We start from the raw sequence: 18699 nt of genomic DNA, 5'->3' as shown, positions 1-18699 counted from the left end.
GCATGTTGGGGCTGTCGGGCTGTGCCGGCGTTCTGTCAAACGGAGCTGCTGCCGCAAGGCTTGGACCCTTGTAGCGCCGCGTCGACTCGCAGGATGCGTCGCTGGCGGGTTTCTGGCAGGGTCCGCGGCGCTGCCGTGCATGCTCCTTGCCTCAGCAGCCCGACTTGACCGACCAACCCGAGGTTTCCCGTGCTCCTGACACCGCGCGAAAAGGACAAGCTCCTCGTCGCCATGGCCGCCCAGGTCGCCCGCAACCGGCTCGCCCGCGGCGTCAAGCTGAACTACCCGGAGGCGATCGCGCTCATCACGGATGCTGTGGTGGAAGGCGCGCGAGACGGCCGCTCGGTCTCCGAGCTGATGCAGGCCGGCGCCCATGTCCTCACCGCCGACCAGGTGATGGAGGGCATCCCCGAGATGATCCACGACATCCAGGTCGAGGCGACCTTCCCCGACGGAACCAAGCTCGTCACCGTCCACCACCCGATCCGCGGCGCGGCCTCTGCCGATGTGCCCGGCGCGGTGACGACGCTGCCCGGCGACATCGTCTTCAACGACGGCGCCGAGCGCACCGTGATCTCGGTGGCCAATACCGGCGACCGGCCGATCCAGGTCGGCTCGCACTACCATTTCTTCGAGGTCAATCCCGGCTTGCGCTTCGAGCGCGACAAGGCCCGCGGCCGGCGCCTCGACATAGCTCCTGGCACCGCGGTGCGGTTCGAGCCCGGCGCGACGCGGGAGGTTGCGCTGGTGCCGCTCGGGGGTAAGCGGGAGGTCTATGGGTTCCGCGGTGACGTGATGGGAAAGTTATAGCTCCTTACGCTTTGTGATAGAGAAAGGCGAAAGCCAAAACGTAAGGAGTTCGACGTGCAGCGGTTCGCGATGACGGTGACTTCGAAAGGTCAGGTGACGTTGCCGGCCGAATTTCGCCGATCGATCGGCGCAAAACCGGGTGACCGGCTTTCCCTCCTCATGGACGACGAGGGCCGCGCGATTCTATCGAAGGACAAGGACGATCTTCGCGAGATGCAGGCGATCGCACGGCGCGCCCGCGCGGCCGGGGTAACCCGCGACCAGAGCCCTGACCCGATCGGCGACCATCTCATCGCCGAGGATGAGCGGGCGAAGTCCTCGCGATGATCGGGGTCGATACGAACATTCTTCTGCGTCACACTCTGGAGGACGACGCCGCGCAATCGCCCGCGGCGACCGCCTTCCTCACTGACGATGCACGCCTGAACGAGCCGGCCCTGGTCAATCCGGTCGCTCTGATCGAGTTCGTCTGGACGCTGGCGCGGCGCGAGAGGTTCGGAAAATCTGATATCCTTGCCCTGCTCGACACCCTCGTCGGCTCGCGGCGGATCACCTTCACCGATGAAACCGCTATCACCGGCGCGATCGAGGGCTGGCGTCGAGGCAATGCCGATTTCCCGGATTACCTGATCTGCCATCTCAACCGGCAGGCTGGCGCGTCAACGACCGTGACGTTCGACCTGGATGCGGCGATCGAGCCCGGCTTCACGCGACTGGAACTCTGAACGGAGTTGATGAACGCCATGGCAAGTTCCCCCGCCTCCCTCCCGCGCGCCGCCTATGCCGACATGTTCGGCCCCACCACCGGCGACAAGATCCGCCTCGCCGACACCTCCCTGGTGATCGAGGTCGAGCGCGATCACACCATCTACGGCGAGGAGGTGAAGTTCGGTGGCGGCAAGGTCATCCGGGACGGGATGGGGCAGTCCCAGGTCACCAACCAGGATGGGGCCGTCGATACCGTGATCACCAACGCGGTGGTCCTCGACCATTGGGGCATCGTGAAATGCGATGTCGGGATCGTGCGAGGCCGGATCTTCAAGCTCGGCAAGGCCGGCAACCCGGACATCCAGCCCGGTGTCGACATCGTCGTCGGGCCGGGCACGGAAGTCATCGCGGGCGAGGGCAAGATCCTCACGGCCGGCGGCTTCGACAGCCACATCCACTATATCTGCCCGCAGCAGATCGAGGAGGCGCTCTGCTCCGGCGTCACCACGATGCTGGGCGGCGGCACCGGCCCGGCCCACGGCACCTTCGCCACCACCTGTACTCCGGGACCGTGGCACCTCGCCCGGATGATCGAGGCGGCGGACAGCTTCCCGATGAACCTCGCCTTCGCCGGCAAGGGCAACGCCTCGCGGCCGGAAAGCCTCGTCGAGATGGTCCGCGCCGGGGCCTGCGCACTCAAGCTCCACGAGGATTGGGGCACCACCCCGCAGGCGATCGATACCTGCCTCACGGTGGCCGACCTCTACGACGTTCAGGTGATGATCCACTCCGACACCCTCAACGAATCCGGCTTCGTCGAGGACACGATCAAGGCCTTCGCCGGGCGCACCATCCATGCCTTCCACACGGAAGGGGCGGGCGGCGGCCACGCGCCCGACATCATGAAGGTGGCGGGGCTCGCGAACGTGCTGCCCTCCTCCACCAACCCGACGCGGCCCTACACGCGGAACACCATCGACGAGCATCTCGACATGCTCATGGTCTGCCACCACCTCGACCCGTCGATCCCGGAAGACCTCGCCTTCGCCGAGAGCCGCATCCGCAAGGAGACCATCGCGGCCGAGGACATCCTGCACGATATCGGCGCGCTCTCGATGATGTCGTCGGACAGCCAGGCCATGGGCCGGGTCGGCGAGGTCGTGATCCGCACCTGGCAGACCGCCGACAAGATGAAGCGCCAGCGCGGGAGCCTGCCCGGCGACGCCTCCGGCAACGACAACCTGCGCGCCCGGCGGTACGTCGCGAAATACACGATCAACCCGGCCATCGCGCACGGCGTCTCGGCCCATGTCGGCTCGGTCGAGCCCGGCAAGCTCGCCGACCTCGTCCTGTGGACGCCGGCCTTCTTTGGGGTGAAGCCCGATCTCGTCATCAAGGGCGGCATGATCGCCACCGCGCCGATGGGCGACCCCAACGCCTCGATACCGACGCCCCAACCGGTGCATTACCGTCCGATGTTCGGGGCGCACGGGCGCGTGCCCTTCGCCACCGCGCTGACTTTCGTCTCGAAGGCCGCCATCGAGGACGGCTTGGGCGAGCGTCTCGGCGTTCAGAAGCGGCTCGTCGCGGTGGAGAACGTGCGCGGCGGCATCTCGAAGAAGAGCATGATCCTCAACGACGCGACCCCCGACATCGAGATCGACGCCGAGACCTACGACGTGCGCGCCGACGGCGAATTGCTCGTCTGCGAGCCCGCCGAGGTGCTGCCGATGGCGCAGCGGTATTTCCTGTTCTGACCCCCCATGATCCGCGCCACACGCCTTATCCGCCGCGACGCTCTCCAAGCCGGCGAGATCGTCGACCGCGTCGTCCTCGATCACGGCGACCGGCATCGCCGGCGCGTGGCGATGCGGGGTGCGGGCGGTCTCGCCTTTCTCCTCGACCTCTCAGAGTCGACCGTCCTCGACGACGGCGATGCCCTCGTGCTGGAGGATGGCCGCCTCGTCTGGGTCGAGGCCGCTCCCGAGCGGCTGCTGGAGATCCGTGCATCGAGCGACCACGCCCTCAAGCGGCTGATCTGGCATATCGGCAACCGCCACATCGCGGCGGAGATCGACGAGCATGCCGTCTATATCGGCTTCGACCATGTGCTGGCCGAGATGGTTCGGGGCCTGGGCGGCACCGCCGAGCCGGTGGAGCGTCCGTTCCGTCCCGAAGGCGGCGCCTATGCGGGCGAGGCGGCCGGCCACCACCATCACGGCCATTCTCACGACCACGCTCATTCGCATGCCCATGATTGAGGCTTTGCGCCTCATGGCGTGGCTGTCGCCGACCTATCCGATCGGGGCCTATGCCTATTCGCACGGCCTCGAATGGGCCGTGGAGACCGGCAGCGTCTCCGACGAAGCCACTCTGACCGATTGGCTCGGCGACGTGCTGGAGTGCGGCTCAGCCCGCAACGACCTCATCCTCGCCGCCCATGCGCACTGCGCCGCCGCGGCGAGCGACGGTCCGGCCCTCGTCGCCATCAACGATCTCGCCCTGGCGCTGGCTCCCTCGCGCGAGCTCCACCTCGAGACCAGTCAGCAGGGCCGCAGCTTCCTCGACGCCACCCGCGTCGCCTGGCCTGTGCCGGCCTTGGCGAGCTTGAGCGAGATGCTGGACGGCGAGGTCGCCTATCCGGTCGCCGTCGGTGTCTCGGCGGGCGCACACGGCATGGCGCTGGTGCCAATGCTGTCCGGGTTCGGCCTCGCCTTCGTCCAGAACCTCGTCTCGGCGGCTTTGCGGGTCGCCCCGATCGGCCAAAGTGTCGGCACGCGGGTGATCGCAGCTCTGGCGCCGCGGGTCACGGCTCTGGCCGAAACGGTGCCGGCCCTCGGCCTCGACGAGATCGGCAGCGCCACCTTGAAGCTCGATCTCGGCTCTGCCCGCCACGAGACCCAGTATTCGCGCATCTTCCGCTCGTGAGGTTCCTTCGATGACGTCTCCCAACGGTCCCTTGCGCGTCGGCATCGGCGGCCCCGTCGGCTCGGGCAAGACCGCGCTGATGGAGCAGCTCTGCAAAAGGTTCCGCGAGACCCACGACATCTGCGCCATCACCAACGACATCTACACCAAGGAGGATGCCCGCATCCTCACCGTGGCAGGCGCCTTGCCCGAGGAGCGGATCATGGGCGTCGAGACCGGCGGCTGCCCGCATACGGCGATCCGCGAGGACGCCTCGATCAACCTCGCCGCCGTTGCCGAGATGCGGCGCAGATTCCCGAAGCTCGACCTCATCCTGATCGAGTCGGGCGGCGACAACTTGGCCGCCACCTTCTCGCCGGAGCTTGCCGACATCACCCTCTACGTCATCGACGTGGCTGGCGGAGAGAAGATCCCGCGCAAGGGCGGGCCCGGCATCACCCGCTCGGACCTCCTCATCGTCAACAAGACTGATCTCGCGCCGCTGGTGGGGGCCGATCTCGGGATCATGGAATCCGACACCAAGAGAATGCGTGGGCCGCGCCCCTACGTCTTCGCCTCCCTGCGAGAGGGCAAGGGTGCCGACGAGATCGCCCAATTCGTGAGTCAGGCGGGCGGCCTGCGCTGATCAGGCGTCCGGCCGGAACGGGTGGATCTGCGGGATCAGCGCCGCCACGACTTCGAGCCGTCCCGAGATCACCCCGCGCTCGGTAATCATCGCATCGGCGATCGTCTGAAGGGTCGTCGCCGGTCCCTGCACCAGCACCACCTCCAGGGTCTGATTGTGCATCAGGTGGACGTGGAGGGATGAGATCACCTCGGCGATGTAGCGGCGCTGCAGATCGGCGAGGCGCTGCTGCAGGCCGTTGGCGAGGTGGTCGTAGAACAGCGTGATGGTGCCGACCATCACCCGGTCGCCGACTTCGTGGCGATGCTCGACGAGCGAGCGGTGAAGGACCGTTGCCACGGCCTGCGAACGGCTGGCGAAGCCGCGCTCTCCGACCATGGTATCGAGTTCGCAGAGCAGATCCTCGGACAACGAGAGGCTGATGCGGCTGACCGGCCGACGTCGCTCGCTCCCGCCCTCCGCCGGCACCGTATCCGCAGCCTTTGTCATCGCCCGCTCCCCTCGATCCGAAGGCAGTGTGGCATGCCTCTTGTATGCCTGAAAGCCCGCCGGTATTACGATTTCTACCGATCGTACTACGCGTCTCGGAGATTGCAGATGCGCCTGTCCATGATCGCCGCCCTCCGTCAGGGAGCCGCCGCCGGGCTGCTCGCCCTCGGCCTCGCCGCCTCCCCCGCCGTCCAGGCCGCCGAGCCCCTGCGCATCGGCTACAGCGACTGGCCCGGCTGGGTCGCCTGGCAGGTCGCCATCGAGAAAGGCTGGCTCAAGGAGGCCGGCGTCGAGGCGAAGTTCGAGTGGTTCGACTACTCGGCCTCGATGGATGCCTTCTCGGCGGGCAAGCTCGACGCGGTCACCTGCACCAACGGCGATGCCCTGGTGATGGGCGGCAATGGCGCCAAGAACGTCATGATCATGCTCACCGATTATTCCAACGGCAACGACATGATCGTCGGCAAGCCCGGGGTGAAGGCGCTCGCCGACCTCAAGGGCAAGAAGGTCGGCCTCGAAGTCGGCCTCGTCGAGCACCTGCTCCTGATCCACGGCCTGACCAAGCTCGGCCTCAAGGAGACGGACGTCACCCTGGTCAACGCCAAGACCAACGAGACGCCGCAGGTTCTGGCAAGCGGCGACGTCTCGGCCATCGGCGCCTGGCAACCCATCGCCGGCCAGGCGATGAAGGGGGCGGCCGGTGCCAAGCCGCTCTACACCTCCGCCGACGTGCCCGGCCTGATCTACGACGTCGTCACCGTCTCCCCGGCGAGCCTCGCCGCGCGCCGGGCCGAATGGATCAAGTTCGTCGGGGTCTGGGACAAGGTCGTCGCCTATATCGAGGATCCCAGGACGCAACCCGACGCGGTCGCGATCATGGCGGCCAAGGTCGGCATCGACGCGCCGACCTTCACCCGCTTCCTCAAGGGCACCAAGCTCCTCACCCTCGCGGAGGGCCGCAAGGTGATGAAGGATGCCGACGGCTTCGGCTCGCTCTACGGGTCGAGCCGCTACGCCGACGCCTTCAACGTCAAGTACGAGGTCTACAAGACCGCGCAGGACCTGAAGAGCTACATCGATCCCGGCCTGACCGACGGGAAATGACGGCCGATCCAGCCCATAGCGCTGCGCGCGCGCACCTTCTCCCCTCTGCGGGAGAAGGCAGCCCGCGGAGCGGGTCGGATGAGGGGATCGCCGCCTTGTCCGGAGAGGTCGCGATCCCCTCTCCCGCCTCGCTCAGCAAGGCACCCTCCCCCGCAGAGGGGGGAGGATTGGCGGCTCCGGCGAAAGCACGCCGCCGCTCCTGGATCGGCGTCGCGAAACCCCTGTCGCCGCGTCGGCGCATCACCCTCACCGTTCTCTCCTTCCTCCTGCCGATCCTCGCCTGGTCGGCGGTATCCTACCTGCCGTTCCTCTGGCATCCCCTCGTCGAGGTCAGCGATCCGGGCGACGTCGCCTGGATGCAGCCGGGGATGCGCCTGCCCAAGGCCGCCTTCGCCGAGGAGGTCGCCTCGGCCGAGGCTGCCAAGTCCGCGCCGCCCGTGGGAAGGGCCGCCAACCCCGTCTACCTGCCGGCCCCGCACGAGGTCGCGGCCGCGTTCTGGACCTCGCTGACCGCGCAGCCGACCCAGCGCGACGCGATCCGCCTCCCCTTGAGCCTGTGGCACTCGATCCAGATCATCTTCTGGGGGTTCCTGATCTCCTCCATCGTCGGCGTGCCGCTCGGCATCCTGTGCGGCGCGCAGCCGACGCTCGCCCGCATCACCGAGCCGGTGATCGAGTTCGTCCGCTACATGCCGGCGCCCGCCTTCGGGGCGCTGATGGTGGCGATCCTCGGGATCTATGACGGGCCCAAGATCGCCATCATCGTGATCGGCACCTTCTTCCAGCAGGTTCTCGTCATCGCCAACACCACGCGGCGCATCGACCCGCTGCTGATCGAGGCGGCGCTGACGCTGGGCGCCCGTAACCTGCGCCTGATCCGCCGGGTGATCGTGCCGGCGATGCTGCCCCAGCTCTACCGCGACCAGCGCATCCTGCTCGGCTGGGCCTGGACCTACCTGATCGTCGCCGAGCTCATCGGCACCTCGTCGGGCATCACCTTCTTCATCACGCAGCAGGCCCGCTACCAGCATTTCGAGAACGTCTACGCCGCGATCCTCATCATCGGCCTCGTCGGCTCCCTCACGGACATCGCCCTGGCGATGCTCGGACGGCGGCTGTTCCCCTATGACAGGAGCGAGAGATGAGCGTCGGCGTGCTCTCTCCTGAGTTCGATTACCGCACCCAGTGCGAGCCGGTCCGCGCGCGCTTTGCCAAGCTCAGGAGCCGCGAGGTCGCGCTCAGCGTCGAGGGATTGGGCAAGGTGTTCCGCGCGCCCGACGGGCGCGAGGTCGTGGCGCTGAAGGGGATCGACCTCGACACCCACCGGCGCGAGTTTCTCTGCGTCGTCGGGCCGTCGGGCTGCGGCAAGTCCACCTTCGTGCGCATCCTCGCCGGGCTCGAGACCGCGAGTTCCGGAATCGTCCGCGTCGGCGGGGTGCCGGTCTCCGGGCCGGGGGCGGATCGGGGCATGGTGTTCCAGGGCTACACCCTGTTCCCCTGGCTCAGCGTGCTGCGCAACGTCGCCTTCGGGCTCGAGGAGAACGGCACCCCGCGGCGCGAGGCGGAGCGCGAGGCGCGGCAATGGCTGGCGCTGATCGGCCTCGAATCCTTCGCCGGCTCCTACCCGCACCAGCTCTCGGGCGGCATGAAGCAGCGCGTGGCGATCGCCCGCGCGCTCGCCACGCGGCCCCGCATCCTCCTGATGGACGAGCCGTTCTCGGCCCTCGACACCCAGTCCCGCGCCCGGATGCAGGCCTACCTCATCGAGATCTGGAAGAAGATCGACATCACCATCGTCTTCATCACCCATGACCTCGACGAGGCGGTCTACCTCGCCGACCGCATCCTGGTGCTGAAGGCCCATCCCGGCGAGGTCGCCGAGTTGATCGAGGTGCCGGTGCCGCGGCCGCGCAGCCACGACCAGATGCTCGGTCCCGAGTTCCGCGCCACCCGCGCCCGCCTCGACGCGCTGATCCACCCGCCGAAGGAGGAGAGCGAGGACGACCCGGTCACGCCGAGCCTCGTGACCCGCATGGCGCCGGCTGGCGACGAGGTCGAGTGATGGCCGCTGCAGTAACGAAGGCGCGCATCCCCTCGCCCCGCTTGCAGGGAGAGGGTCGCGTCTCCCCCCTGCCGGGGAGAGGGGATGGTGCCTTGACCCAAGACGGTAGCGGCCGGCCATGAGTGTTCCCCTCCCCTGGTCCGACCGCACCTGGGAAGAGATCCCCGGCGATCTCGGCCAAGCCGCCCAGGCCGTGATCCTGCCCGTCGGCGCCACCGAGCAGCACGGGCCCCATCTCGGCACCGGCATGGATTTCGTGCTGGCCGAGAGGCTGGCTCATGCCGTCTCGGCCCGCACCCGCGTGCCGGTGCTGCCGACCCTCCCGTACGGCTGCTCGCTCGGCCACAGCCGGCGCTGGCCCGGCACCATCTCGCTCGATCCCCTGGTGATGAGCCAGGTCGTCGTCCAGATCGGCACGAGCGCCTACCATTCCGGCGTGCGCCGCCTGTTCCTCGTGAACGCCCACGTCACCAACGCCGCGCCCCTGCGCTGCGCCCTCGAAATGCTGAGGGCTGCCCATGACGATCTCATGGTGGCGCTGGTGAACTCGGTGACGATCAGCGAACGCGTCCGCGCCGCTCACTTCGCCGACGCCGAGGATTGGCACGCCAACGCTGCCGAGACCTCGCTGATGCTGGCACTGGCGCCGGACCTCGTGCGGCCCGAGCGGATCACGGAATCCGACGATCCCGACCGGACGGACGGCCTCGTCTTCGCTCATCCGGTCAACCGCACCAGCCTGAACGGCGTCACCGGCCGCCCCTCGCAAGCGAGCGCCGAGGAGGGCGAGCGCCTATTCGCCTGGATGGTCGAGGACCTCTCCGCCCTCGTGTTGCGCGGCCTGACCGAGACCCCGCCCCTGCCCCATTCCTACCACGCCCCGACACAGAGGAGTTGAGCCGATGGCTCATAGCGAGACCACCGATCCGACCATCCTGGCCCTGCAGGAGGACCTCCGCGCCAAGGGCGTGAAATACGTCATCGGCGCTTATGTCGACATCCACGGCGCCCAGAAGGCCAAGGTGGTGCCGATCGGCCACCTGCCCCAGATGGCGGTGGGCTCCGAGCGCTATACCGGCTACGCCCTCGACGGGCTCGGCCAGGCCCCGAACGAGGACGAGCTCGCCTCGGTCCCCGACTTCTCGCAGCTGATCCAGCTGCCCTGGGAAAAGAAGCTGGCCTGGGCGCCGGCCGACCTGACTTTCCAGGGCCAGCCCTATCCGCTCTCGACCCGCATCGCGTTGAAGAACGTCCTGAAACAGGCCGAGACGATGGGCTTCGGTTTCAATCTCGGCATCGAGTGCGAGATCTTCCTGCTGAAACAGGCGGCCGACGGCTCCCTGCACACGCCGGTCGCCGACGATAAGCTCCTGAAGCCCTGCTACGACGTGCGCGGGTTCGTCGACAATTTCTCATGGCTCGACAAGGTTGCGACCACGATCAACGACCTCGGCTGGGACCTCTACTCCTTCGACCACGAGGATGCCTGCGGCCAGTTCGAGTTCGATTTCAACTATGCCGACGCGCTGACCATGTGCGACCGGCTCACCTTCTTCCGGATGATGGCGAAGCACTACGCCAAGGAGGAAGGGCTGATCGCCACGATGATGCCCAAACCCTTCGCCGACCGCACCGGCAACGGCGCCCATTTCAACATGTCGCTGTTCGACAAGGAGACGGGAAAGAACGCCTTTGCCCGCTCGCCGGCTGACGACCCGCGCGGGCTGGGGCTGACCGAGACCGGCTATCACTTCATCGGCGGCGTGCTCCGCCACGGCCGCGCCCTCTGCGCTGCCTTCGCCCCCACCGTGAACAGCTACAAGCGCCTCGTGCGCCAGGGCGCGATGGCGGGCTTCTCCTGGGCGCCGGTGTTCAACTCGTACGGTTCAAACAATCGCACCAACTCGGTGCGGGTCCCGGCCGGCGGCGGGCGCTGCGAGAGCCGCAACGCCGACGGCGCGGTCAACCCCTACCTCGCTGCCGCCCTCGTCCTGGCGGCGGGGTTGGAGGGCGTGCGCGAGCGCATCGATCCTGGCGCGCCCAACGAGGACAACCTCTACGACCTGTCGGATGCACAGCGCCGGGAGCGCGGCATCGACTTCCTGCCTCAGACCCTCGCCGAGGCGGTCGACGCCTTCGCGGCCGATCCCCTCGTCGAGGCGACGCTCGGAAAGGCGCTGCGCGACGAGTTCATCCGCTACAAGCGCGCCGAGTGGGAGGAGTACCACCTCACCGTGAGCGCATGGGAGGTGGAGCGGTACAGCCACATGTTTTGAAAGAGGCGCCCGGAGAGCTGAGCCGATGCATGTCCAATCAATCGATTGCTGTGGCCGCGGGTCAGACCAACCAGCTCGCGTCCAGGCCGGTCGCGGAAGCGATGCTGCTGCGTTGCCCGTCCGTGGGCTCGGCCTCGTCCCGTTCGATGCGCCGAAGATCGGCCTCGGTCATGTCGATGGTCCGCGCCAGGGCGGCTCGCGACAGTCCAGCATGCTTTCTCGCGGAAACGATGCTGCTGCCGTGCTCCGCCACGAGCTTGGCGAACCAATGAGGAATGGCGTGACCTCGGTTGCCGGCATCGGCCAGATGCTGCTGCGTCATGCGGGCCGCCATCCGGTCCTCCGCATCGTCGTCGCCCGCCCGCGCGAGGAGAACATCGTAGGCGCGGCGCGTGAGCACAACGAGTTCGTCGCCGGCCTCGGTGCGGATGATCTGTGGCGGCTGGGTCGGTGCGTTCACGGGCGCCTCCTCTTAGGTCTCCCCATACCGTTCGAGCTTCGCCACGATGTCGAGCCTCACGGATTTCGGCAGCTTCGCCAGCACCTTCAAGGCGGAAGCAGTATAGACGATCGCCTTCATGCGCCGACCATCGGCGAAATCCGGACGCGACGCGAGAGATCTCTGCCGACTCTCGACACCTTTCCTGCCCCGCCGGGACGACCCGGCCTCTCCAGGGCTCAACATCGGCCGGGACGACCCGGCGGACAGCTTGAGGAACGGGCATGACCACGACCGAAGACATCATCGCCGAGAACCGCCGGCGCTACGAGGAGCTGAAAGCCCAAGGCCAGGGCCATGCCCCCCGCGCCCTGCCCCCGCCCTCCTCCGTGGGCCTGAAGCTGGACGAGGACGCGGTCCTCCATACGGAGACCATCCCGGGCGGGTGGTACTGGACCACCGAGCTCAATGCCGGCGAGGCCCTGCGCCTGTCCCTCGACCACGGCCCCTCCAGTGTCGCAATGGTGGCCTGGAACGCCGCCGAGACCTCCGAGCGGCTGAATTATGCTGACACGGTCAAGGTTCAGTGGACCTCGAACCTCCGCAAGGGCCGGGTGCTGTTCTCCGATATGGGCCGGGTGATGCTCTCGCTGATCGAGGATTCCTGCGGCGCACACGATGCCCTCGTCGGCGGCTCCAACGCCGCCTCGAACGCGGCGCGCTATTCCGGCGGCCCGCATCGCAATACCCGCGACAACCTCATCCTGGCCGCTCTGAAGAGCGGGCTCGACCGGCGCGATATCCCCGCCTGCATCAGCTTCTTCGCGCCTGTGAGCGTCGGCGCCGAGGGGCGCTTCACCTGGAACGAGGCCGGGCGGCGGACGGGCGACTTCGTCGACCTGCGGGCCGAGCTCGACCTCGTCGTCACCCTCTCGAACTGCCCTCATCCCCTCGACCCGAACCCGGATTACGCACCAAACCCGGTCACGGTGACCCGCTTCAAGGCCCCTCCCGCGACGAGGGACGACCTCTGCCGCACCGCCACGATCGAGGCCGTACGCGGCTTCACCAACAACGCCGCCATCGGCTTCTGAGGGAAGACGCATCATGACCAACCGCGATCGTGCCGCCCTTTTCGATGAGGTCGTTCCCGCCCAGGCGCCCTGGTCGGGCCTCGTGCGCAAGGGCCAGACTCTCCGCATCACCGACATAGATGGCTGCCAAGCCGTCGACACCCTGTTCTACCGCGCCGACGATATGGGCGAGCGCTACTCCTCCCAGGACACCCTGCGGGACCAGGGCTCCGCCTACGTGACGACGGGGACGAAGCTCGTTTCCAACGAGGGCCGGGTGCTGGCCACCGTCACCGCCGACAGCTGCGGACGGCACGATACCTCGGCCGGTGCCTGTTCGTGCGAGGCCAACACCGTCCGCTTCGGCCACGCCACCAAGTACCTCCACGCCTGCCGCGAGAATTTCGCGATCGAGGTCGCGAAATACGGTCTGTCGAAGCGCGACATCCCGCCCAACATCAATTTCTTCATGAACGTGCCGATCGAGCAGGACGGGCAGCTCGCCATCGTCGACGGCGTCTCATCCCCCGGCGACTACGTCGAGGTGACCGCCGAGATGGACGTCATCTGCGTCATCTCGAATTGCCCGCAGATCAACAATCCCTGCAACGGCTTCAACCCGACGCCGATCCGCGTGACTCTCTGGGACAAGGCTTGAGACGCCCATGTTCCGGAAAATCCTGATCGCCAATCGCGGCGAGATCGCCCGGCGCATCGTGCGCACAGCCAAGCGGATGGGGATCGCCTCGGTGACGGTCTATTCCGATGCGGATCGCTTTACGCCGGGCGTGCTGGAGGCGGACGAGGCCGTGCGCCTCGGACCGGCGCCTGCCACCGAGAGCTACCTCGACGTCGAGGCCGTCATCGCCGCCTGCAAGGCGACGGGGGCCGAGGCCGTCCATCCCGGCTACGGCTTTCTGTCCGAGAACGTCGCCTTCGCCGAACGGCTGTCGGAGGAGGGCATCGTCTTCATCGGGCCGAGGCCCGAGCACCTGCGCGCCTTCGGCCTCAAGCACACCGCCCGCGATCTGGCCAAGGCCAGCGGCGTGCCGCTGCTGCCGGGCACCGACCTCCTGCCCGATCTCGACGCCGCCCTCGCGGCGGCGGGCACCATCGGCTACCCGGTGATGCTGAAGAGCACGGCCGGCGGCGGCGGCATCGGCATGCGCCTGTGCGGCTCGGCCGAGGAACTCGCCGAGCACTACACCAGCGTCGAGCGCACCGCCCGCGCCAGCTTCGGCGATGCGCGCGTCTATCTCGAGCGCTTCGTCGGCGAGGCCCGCCACGTCGAGGTGCAGATCTTCGGCGACGGCGCGGGACGCGTCGTGGCGCTCGGCGAGCGCGACTGCTCGCTTCAGCGCCGCAACCAGAAGGTCATCGAGGAGACGCCCGCGCCCGGCCTGTCGCCGGACGTCCGCGCCCGCCTGCACCAGGCGGCGGTGGCCCTCGGGACAAGCGTCTCCTACGCCTCCGCCGGCACGGTGGAGTTCATCTACGACCCGGCCCGCCAGGATTTTTCCTTCCTCGAAGTGAACACGCGGCTGCAGGTCGAGCATCCGGTGACGGAGGCGGTGTTCGGCATCGACCTCGTCGAGTGGATGATCGGACAAGCCGCCGGCGAGGATGTCATCGGGTCGGCCGGGACGCTCGAGCCGAAGGGGGCCGCGATCGAGGCCAGGCTCTACGCCGAGATCCCGCACGCTGATTTCGCCCCGAGCGCCGGATTGCTGACGCAGGTCGTCTTCCCCGAAGCGGCCCGCATCGACGGCTGGATCGCCACCGGCACCGAGGTGACGCCGTTCTACGACCCGATGCTCGCCAAGATCATCGTGACGGGCGACGACCGCGACGGCGCCATCGCGGCCCTGCGAGCCGCCCTCGACGCCACGATTGTCGCCGGCATTGAGACCAATCTCGGATATCTGCGCGCCATCGCGGCCTCCGAGCTTCTCGCCAGCGGGCGCGTCGCGACGACGGCGCTTCGCGACTTCGCCTATCGCCCCCGCAGCGTGGCGGTCCTGACGCCCGGTCCGCAATCGAGTCTTCAGGAACTGCCCGGCCGGCTCGGCCTCTGGCATGTCGGCGTGCCGCCGAGCGGACCGATGGATGCCCGCTCCTTCGCGCTCGCCAATGCCCTGGTGGGCAACCCGGCCGAGACCTGCGCCCTCGAACTCACCGTCTCGGGTCCGATGCTGCGCTTCCACACCGAGGCCGTCGTGGCGCTGACAGGCGCGTCGATGACGGCCCGCCTCGACGGCGTCGCGCAGCCTCACGGGCAGGCCTTCACCGCCCGTCCCGGCCAGGTCCTCGCCATCGGCGCCATCGAGGGGCCGGGCATGCGCAGCTACCTTGCCGTGCGCGGCGGGTTCGACGCGCCGGTGGTGCTCGGCTCGCGGGCGACCTTTGCGCTGGGCGCCTTCGGCGGCCACGCCACCGGCGTTCTCAAGGCCAGCGACGTGCTGCAGCTCGGCGATGCTCCTGCCATGGAGGCCGCAAGTCCGGACCCCGTCGCGCTCACGGGCGACTGGACGATCGGCCTCGTCTACGGACCGCACGGCGCCCCGGATTTCTTCCAGGAGGCCGACATCGCCGACCTGTTCTCGGCGACCTACGAGGTCCATTTCAACTCGGCCCGCACCGGCGTGCGCCTGATCGGCCCGACGCCGCGCTGGGCGCGCCAGGATGGCGGCGAAGCCGGGCTGCACCCGTCCAACCTCCACGACAACGCCTACGCGGTCGGCGCCCTCGATTTCACCGGCGACATGCCGATCCTGCTCGGCCCCGACGGCCCCAGTCTCGGCGGCTTCGTCTGCCCCGGCGTGATCGCCCGAGACGAGCTGTGGAAGATGGGCCAGCTCAGGCCCGGGGACCGGGTGCGGTTCGTGGCGGTGGAGCGGGTGGAAGACCACACGCTTGTCCCTCTCCCCTCTGCGGGAGAGGGTGGCCCACGAAGTGGGTCGGGAGAGGGGAGCACTGAACTATCCGGAGAGGTCGCGTTCCCCTCTCCCGCCTCGCATCCGCGAGACTCCCCCCCCCGCAGAGAGGGGAGGGAAGACTTGGGCTCCCCCATCCTCGCCCGCGACACCTCTGGTCCGGTCGAGGTCGTCTACCGGCGCCAGGGCGACGACAACCTGCTCGTCGAGTACGGCCCGATGGCCCTCGATATCGGCATCCGCCTTCGCGTCCACCTCCTGGCCGAGGCGGTGGCGCAGGCGAAAGTGCCCGGCTTGATCGATCTCGCTCCCGGCATCCGCTCGCTGCAGATCCACTATGACGGGGCCGTCCTGCCCCGCTCGCGGCTGCTCGGGCTCCTGCGCGAGATCGAAGCGGGCCTCGGCTCCGTCGAGAACGTCACGGTGCCGAGCCGGATCGTCCATCTGCCGCTGTCGTGGAACGATCCTCAGGCGGAACTCGCCATGCGCAAGTACCAGGAGCTGGTGCGCCCGAATGCGCCCTGGTGCCCGTCGAACATCGAATTTATCCGTCGTATCAACGGCTTGGACGGCGAAGCGGACGTGAAGCGCATCGTCTTCGACGCGAGCTATCTCGTGATGGGCCTCGGCGACGTCTATCTCGGCGCTCCGGTGGCGACGCCGGTCGATCCGCGCCACCGCCTGGTGACAACCAAGTACAACCCCGCCAGGACCTGGACGCCGGAGAACGCGGTCGGCATCGGCGGCGCCTATATGTGCATCTACGGCATGGAGGGACCGGGCGGGTACCAGCTCGTCGGCCGCACGATCCAGATCTGGAACACCTGGCGGATGACGCGTGAATTCGTCCCCGGCCATCCCTGGCTGCTCCGGCCATTCGACCGCATCCGCTTCTTTTCCGTGAGCCACGACGAGCTGACGGAGGCGCGCGCCGCCTTCCCGCACGGGGCCTATCCTGTGCGGATCGAGGACGGGACGTTCTCCTATGCGGAGCACCGGGCGGAGCTCGCCGCCAATGCCGCCGAGATCACATCGGCCAAGCTCCGCCAGCAGAATGCGTTCGAGGCGGAACGGCAGCGCTGGAAGGAAGAGGGCCTTGACGTCTTCGTCGCCGAGGAGGCCGCGCCGATGGGATCGGAGGACGCGATCCCACCGGGCTGCATCGGCGTGCCGACCGCCGTGCCGGGCAATGTCTGGAAGGTGGTGAAGGCGGTCGGCGACAGGATCGAGGCGGGCGAGGCCGTGGCGATCCTCGAATCGATGAAGATGGAAGTGCCGGTGACCGCCCCCGTGGCGGGAACCTTGCGGGAGATTCGGGTGCAGCCCGGACGGACGCTCCGGGGTGGCGACCTCGTCGCGGTGATCGAGGAGAGCTGAGACACATGCTGCCCACCATCCTCGACCTCTCGACCCTGCGTGGCCTCTACGCCTCGGAGGGGCTCACGCCTGTCGCTTTGGCGGAGGCGATCGCCGACCGGATGGAGGCCTATGCCGATCCGGCCGTGTTCATCACGCGGGTCGGGCGGCAAGCCCTGGTCGCAGCGGCGAAGGACCTGATGGAGCGCCATCCGGAGCCGAACTCGTTGCCGCTCTGGGGCATGCCCTTCGCGGTCAAGGACAATATCGACGTGGCGGGCTTAGCTACCACCGCCGCCTGCCCCGAATTCACCTACACGCCATCGGCCGATGCGGTCGTGGTGGCGCGCCTGAAGGCGGCCGGCGCCCTCGTCACCGGCAAGACCAACCTCGACCAGTTCGCCACCGGGCTCAACGGCACCCGCTCGCCCTACGGCGCTCCCCGCAGCGTCTTCAGCAGCGAACACATCTCCGGCGGCTCGAGTTCGGGCTCTGCGGTCGCCGTGGCGGCGGGTTTGGCGAGCTTCTCCCTCGGCACCGACACGGCCGGGTCCGGCCGGGTGCCGGCGGCGTTCAACAACCTCGTCGGCATCAAGCCGACGCCGGGATCGCTCAGCACCACCGGTCTCGTCCCGGCCTGCCGCAGCCTCGACTGCATCAGCATCTTCGCCGCCACGATCGGCGACGGGCTCGGCATCCGCCGCATCGCGGAAGGGTTCGACCCTAAGGACGCCTTCTCGCGAAAGGCGGTGCCGCATCCCCTCCCCGCGGCCGGCCTGCGCGTCGGCGTGTTGACGCCGGAAGAGCGCGAGTTCCACGGCAATGGCGGGGTGGAGGCGCTCTACGACGCGGCGATCGCCCGGCTGGCGGAGTTCGGTGCGGTGGCGGTGCCCTTCGACTACGCGCCGTTCCGCGAGACCGCCGCCCTGCTCTACCAAGGCCCCTGGGTGGCCGAGCGGATGGCGGCGGTGGAGGCGTTCCATGCCGATCATCCCGAAGCCCTCGACCCGAGCGTGCGCGCCATCGTCGAGTCCGCGACGGGCTACAGCGCCGTCGACGCCTTCCGCGGCCTCTACGACCTCGAAGCCCTGCGCCGGCGCACGGAGGCGGAATTCGCGAAGGTGGACATCCTGCTCCTGCCCACCACGCCGACGACCTACACCGTCGCCGCGATGCAGGCCGAGCCGATCCGCCTCAACAGCCATCTCGGCCATTACACGAACTTCGCCAACCTGCTCGGCTACGCCGCCATCGCGATCCCCGCCGGATTCGGGCCGGACGGGCTGCCGGGCGGCGTCACCCTGGTCGGCCCCGGCTTCAGCGACGATGCCCTCGGCCACCTCGCGGATGCCCTCCATCGGGCGGCAGAACCCGGCATGGGGATCGACCGACACGTTGCGCTGCCCGAGGCGAGCATCGTTCCCGCACCCGCCCCGGACACGGTTCCCATCGTGGTGGTCGGCGCGCATCTCTCCAGCCTGCCCCTCAACCACCAGCTCGTCGAACTCGGCGGCACGCTCCTGCGTGCAGCGCGCACGGCGGCGGATTACCGCCTCTACGCCCTTCCGGGCACGAAGCCGGCCAAGCCCGGTCTCGTCCGCGATCCGGGCTTCGCCGGTCCTGGCCTCGCCGTCGAGGTCTGGGGCCTCTCGCCCGCCGCCTTCGGCCGCTTCGCCGCGGCCATCCCCGCTCCCCTCGGTATCGGCAAGATCACCCTGGAGGATGGCAGCGCCGTCTCCGGCTTCCTGTGCGAGGCCCATGCCCTGAAGGGCGCGGAGGAGATCACCGCCCATGGCGGCTGGCGGGCCTACCTCGCCGCATCGTGACGCAGAGCTCTGAAGCGGCGGATCATCAACGCCACTTTCGTCGTTGCTGTCCCGATGTCGGCCCAAGCTG

General features: G+C 68.4%; 18 protein-coding genes. 16 read left to right on the top strand and 2 right to left on the bottom strand.

What is annotated here, in order from left to right; genetic code table 11:
- Window positions 1-189 precede the first annotated feature (189 nt).
- From K2Y56_RS05965 to ureG, 7 genes are read left to right on the top strand one after another with little or no spacing between them, the layout of a single operon-like run.
- A complete protein-coding gene (locus K2Y56_RS05965) occupies window positions 190-810 on the top strand; it encodes an urease subunit gamma (protein ID WP_292506080.1) in 621 nt (206 codons plus the stop codon).
- Window positions 811-864: 54 nt separating this feature from the next.
- Complete coding sequence (locus tag K2Y56_RS05960; protein WP_292506078.1) at window positions 865-1137, top strand: AbrB/MazE/SpoVT family DNA-binding domain-containing protein; 273 nt, start codon at window positions 865-867, stop codon at window positions 1135-1137.
- Window positions 1134-1535 carry a PIN domain-containing protein gene (locus K2Y56_RS05955; protein WP_292506076.1) on the top strand — a complete coding sequence of 134 codons (402 nt, stop codon included), beginning with the start codon at window positions 1134-1136 and terminating at the stop codon, window positions 1533-1535. The genes K2Y56_RS05960 and K2Y56_RS05955 overlap by 4 nt, the downstream gene beginning before the upstream one ends.
- A gap of 18 nt (window positions 1536-1553) precedes the next feature.
- Complete coding sequence (gene ureC, locus K2Y56_RS05950) at window positions 1554-3275, top strand: urease subunit alpha (protein ID WP_292506074.1); 1722 nt, start codon at window positions 1554-1556, stop codon at window positions 3273-3275.
- Between the two features lie 6 nt (window positions 3276-3281).
- Complete coding sequence (locus tag K2Y56_RS05945) at window positions 3282-3779, top strand: urease accessory protein UreE (protein WP_292506072.1); 498 nt, start codon at window positions 3282-3284, stop codon at window positions 3777-3779.
- On the top strand, window positions 3766-4446 hold the full coding sequence (locus K2Y56_RS05940) for an urease accessory UreF family protein (protein WP_292506070.1): 681 nt from the start codon (window positions 3766-3768) through the stop codon (window positions 4444-4446). The genes K2Y56_RS05945 and K2Y56_RS05940 overlap by 14 nt, the downstream gene beginning before the upstream one ends.
- A gap of 10 nt (window positions 4447-4456) precedes the next feature.
- Entirely contained in the window at window positions 4457-5071 is a 615-nt protein-coding gene (gene ureG / locus K2Y56_RS05935) for an urease accessory protein UreG (RefSeq protein WP_292506068.1), read from the top strand.
- Here ureG and nikR read toward each other — a convergent pair whose 3' ends face one another.
- The gene (nikR, locus tag K2Y56_RS05930) at window positions 5072-5560 is read right to left on the bottom strand and encodes a nickel-responsive transcriptional regulator NikR (protein WP_292506067.1); all 489 of its coding nucleotides are present in this window, start codon (window positions 5558-5560) and stop codon (window positions 5072-5074) included.
- 108 nt (window positions 5561-5668) lie between these two features.
- Here nikR and K2Y56_RS05925 point away from each other — a divergent pair, with 108 nt between their 5' ends.
- From K2Y56_RS05925 to glnT, 5 genes are all read left to right on the top strand, one after another.
- A complete protein-coding gene (locus K2Y56_RS05925; protein WP_292506065.1) occupies window positions 5669-6664 on the top strand; it encodes an ABC transporter substrate-binding protein in 996 nt (331 codons plus the stop codon).
- 95 nt (window positions 6665-6759) lie between these two features.
- Window positions 6760-7809, top strand: coding sequence for an ABC transporter permease (locus K2Y56_RS05920; RefSeq protein ID WP_292506064.1), 1050 nt, complete (start codon window positions 6760-6762; stop codon window positions 7807-7809).
- A complete protein-coding gene (locus tag K2Y56_RS05915) occupies window positions 7806-8726 on the top strand; it encodes an ABC transporter ATP-binding protein (protein WP_292506062.1) in 921 nt (306 codons plus the stop codon). Before K2Y56_RS05920 ends, K2Y56_RS05915 begins: the two co-directional genes overlap by 4 nt.
- A gap of 118 nt (window positions 8727-8844) precedes the next feature.
- Window positions 8845-9624 (top strand): creatininase family protein, encoded by a 780-nt coding sequence (locus K2Y56_RS05910; RefSeq protein WP_292506060.1) that lies wholly within the window; start codon window positions 8845-8847, stop codon window positions 9622-9624.
- Window positions 9625-9628: 4 nt separating this feature from the next.
- A complete protein-coding gene (gene glnT, locus K2Y56_RS05905; protein WP_292506058.1) occupies window positions 9629-11002 on the top strand; it encodes a type III glutamate--ammonia ligase in 1374 nt (457 codons plus the stop codon).
- Window positions 11003-11063: 61 nt separating this feature from the next.
- Here the strand turns inward: glnT and K2Y56_RS05900 are convergent, their stop codons facing one another.
- The gene (locus K2Y56_RS05900) at window positions 11064-11462 is read right to left on the bottom strand and encodes a helix-turn-helix domain-containing protein (RefSeq protein WP_292506056.1); all 399 of its coding nucleotides are present in this window, start codon (window positions 11460-11462) and stop codon (window positions 11064-11066) included.
- A gap of 263 nt (window positions 11463-11725) precedes the next feature.
- Between K2Y56_RS05900 and K2Y56_RS05895 the strand changes: the two genes are divergently transcribed.
- From K2Y56_RS05895 to atzF, 4 genes are read left to right on the top strand one after another with little or no spacing between them, the layout of a single operon-like run.
- Window positions 11726-12535: an urea amidolyase associated protein UAAP1 gene (locus K2Y56_RS05895; protein WP_292506054.1), complete on the top strand. Its 810-nt coding sequence runs from the start codon at window positions 11726-11728 to the stop codon at window positions 12533-12535.
- Between the two features lie 13 nt (window positions 12536-12548).
- Entirely contained in the window at window positions 12549-13172 is a 624-nt protein-coding gene (locus K2Y56_RS05890; protein ID WP_292506052.1) for an urea amidolyase associated protein UAAP2, read from the top strand.
- A 7-nt stretch (window positions 13173-13179) separates the two neighbouring features.
- Window positions 13180-16824, top strand: a complete 3645-nt coding sequence (gene uca, locus K2Y56_RS05885; RefSeq protein WP_292506050.1) for an urea carboxylase — start codon at window positions 13180-13182, stop codon at window positions 16822-16824.
- 5 nt (window positions 16825-16829) lie between these two features.
- On the top strand, window positions 16830-18629 hold the full coding sequence (atzF, locus tag K2Y56_RS05880) for an allophanate hydrolase (RefSeq protein ID WP_292506047.1): 1800 nt from the start codon (window positions 16830-16832) through the stop codon (window positions 18627-18629).
- The last annotated feature ends 70 nt before the right edge of the window (window positions 18630-18699 follow it).

It is taken from the genome of Methylobacterium sp. (assembly GCF_019745455.1).
Lineage (GTDB): Bacteria > Pseudomonadota > Alphaproteobacteria > Rhizobiales > Beijerinckiaceae > Methylobacterium.
The sequence above is the reverse complement of the archived record's forward strand: the minus strand, read 5'-3'. Positions and strand labels throughout refer to the sequence as shown.

Excerpts from the sequence above, each read along its gene's own strand:
- K2Y56_RS05955 (WP_292506076.1), top strand. The coding sequence starts at position 1,134 with ATGATCGGGGTCGATACGAACATTCTTCTGCGTCACACTCTGGAGGAC.
- ureC (WP_292506074.1), top strand. The coding sequence starts at position 1,554 with ATGGCAAGTTCCCCCGCCTCCCTCCCGCGCGCCGCCTATGCCGACATG.
- K2Y56_RS05945 (WP_292506072.1), top strand. The coding sequence starts at position 3,282 with ATGATCCGCGCCACACGCCTTATCCGCCGCGACGCTCTCCAAGCCGGC.
- K2Y56_RS05940 (WP_292506070.1), top strand. The coding sequence starts at position 3,766 with ATGCCCATGATTGAGGCTTTGCGCCTCATGGCGTGGCTGTCGCCGACC.
- ureG (WP_292506068.1), top strand. The coding sequence starts at position 4,457 with ATGACGTCTCCCAACGGTCCCTTGCGCGTCGGCATCGGCGGCCCCGTC.
- nikR (WP_292506067.1), bottom strand. The coding sequence starts at position 5,560 with ATGACAAAGGCTGCGGATACGGTGCCGGCGGAGGGCGGGAGCGAGCGA.
- K2Y56_RS05925 (WP_292506065.1), top strand. The coding sequence starts at position 5,669 with ATGCGCCTGTCCATGATCGCCGCCCTCCGTCAGGGAGCCGCCGCCGGG.
- K2Y56_RS05915 (WP_292506062.1), top strand. The coding sequence starts at position 7,806 with ATGAGCGTCGGCGTGCTCTCTCCTGAGTTCGATTACCGCACCCAGTGC.
- K2Y56_RS05910 (WP_292506060.1), top strand. The coding sequence starts at position 8,845 with ATGAGTGTTCCCCTCCCCTGGTCCGACCGCACCTGGGAAGAGATCCCC.
- glnT (WP_292506058.1), top strand. The coding sequence starts at position 9,629 with ATGGCTCATAGCGAGACCACCGATCCGACCATCCTGGCCCTGCAGGAG.
- K2Y56_RS05895 (WP_292506054.1), top strand. The coding sequence starts at position 11,726 with ATGACCACGACCGAAGACATCATCGCCGAGAACCGCCGGCGCTACGAG.
- K2Y56_RS05890 (WP_292506052.1), top strand. The coding sequence starts at position 12,549 with ATGACCAACCGCGATCGTGCCGCCCTTTTCGATGAGGTCGTTCCCGCC.
- uca (WP_292506050.1), top strand. The coding sequence starts at position 13,180 with ATGTTCCGGAAAATCCTGATCGCCAATCGCGGCGAGATCGCCCGGCGC.
- atzF (WP_292506047.1), top strand. The coding sequence starts at position 16,830 with ATGCTGCCCACCATCCTCGACCTCTCGACCCTGCGTGGCCTCTACGCC.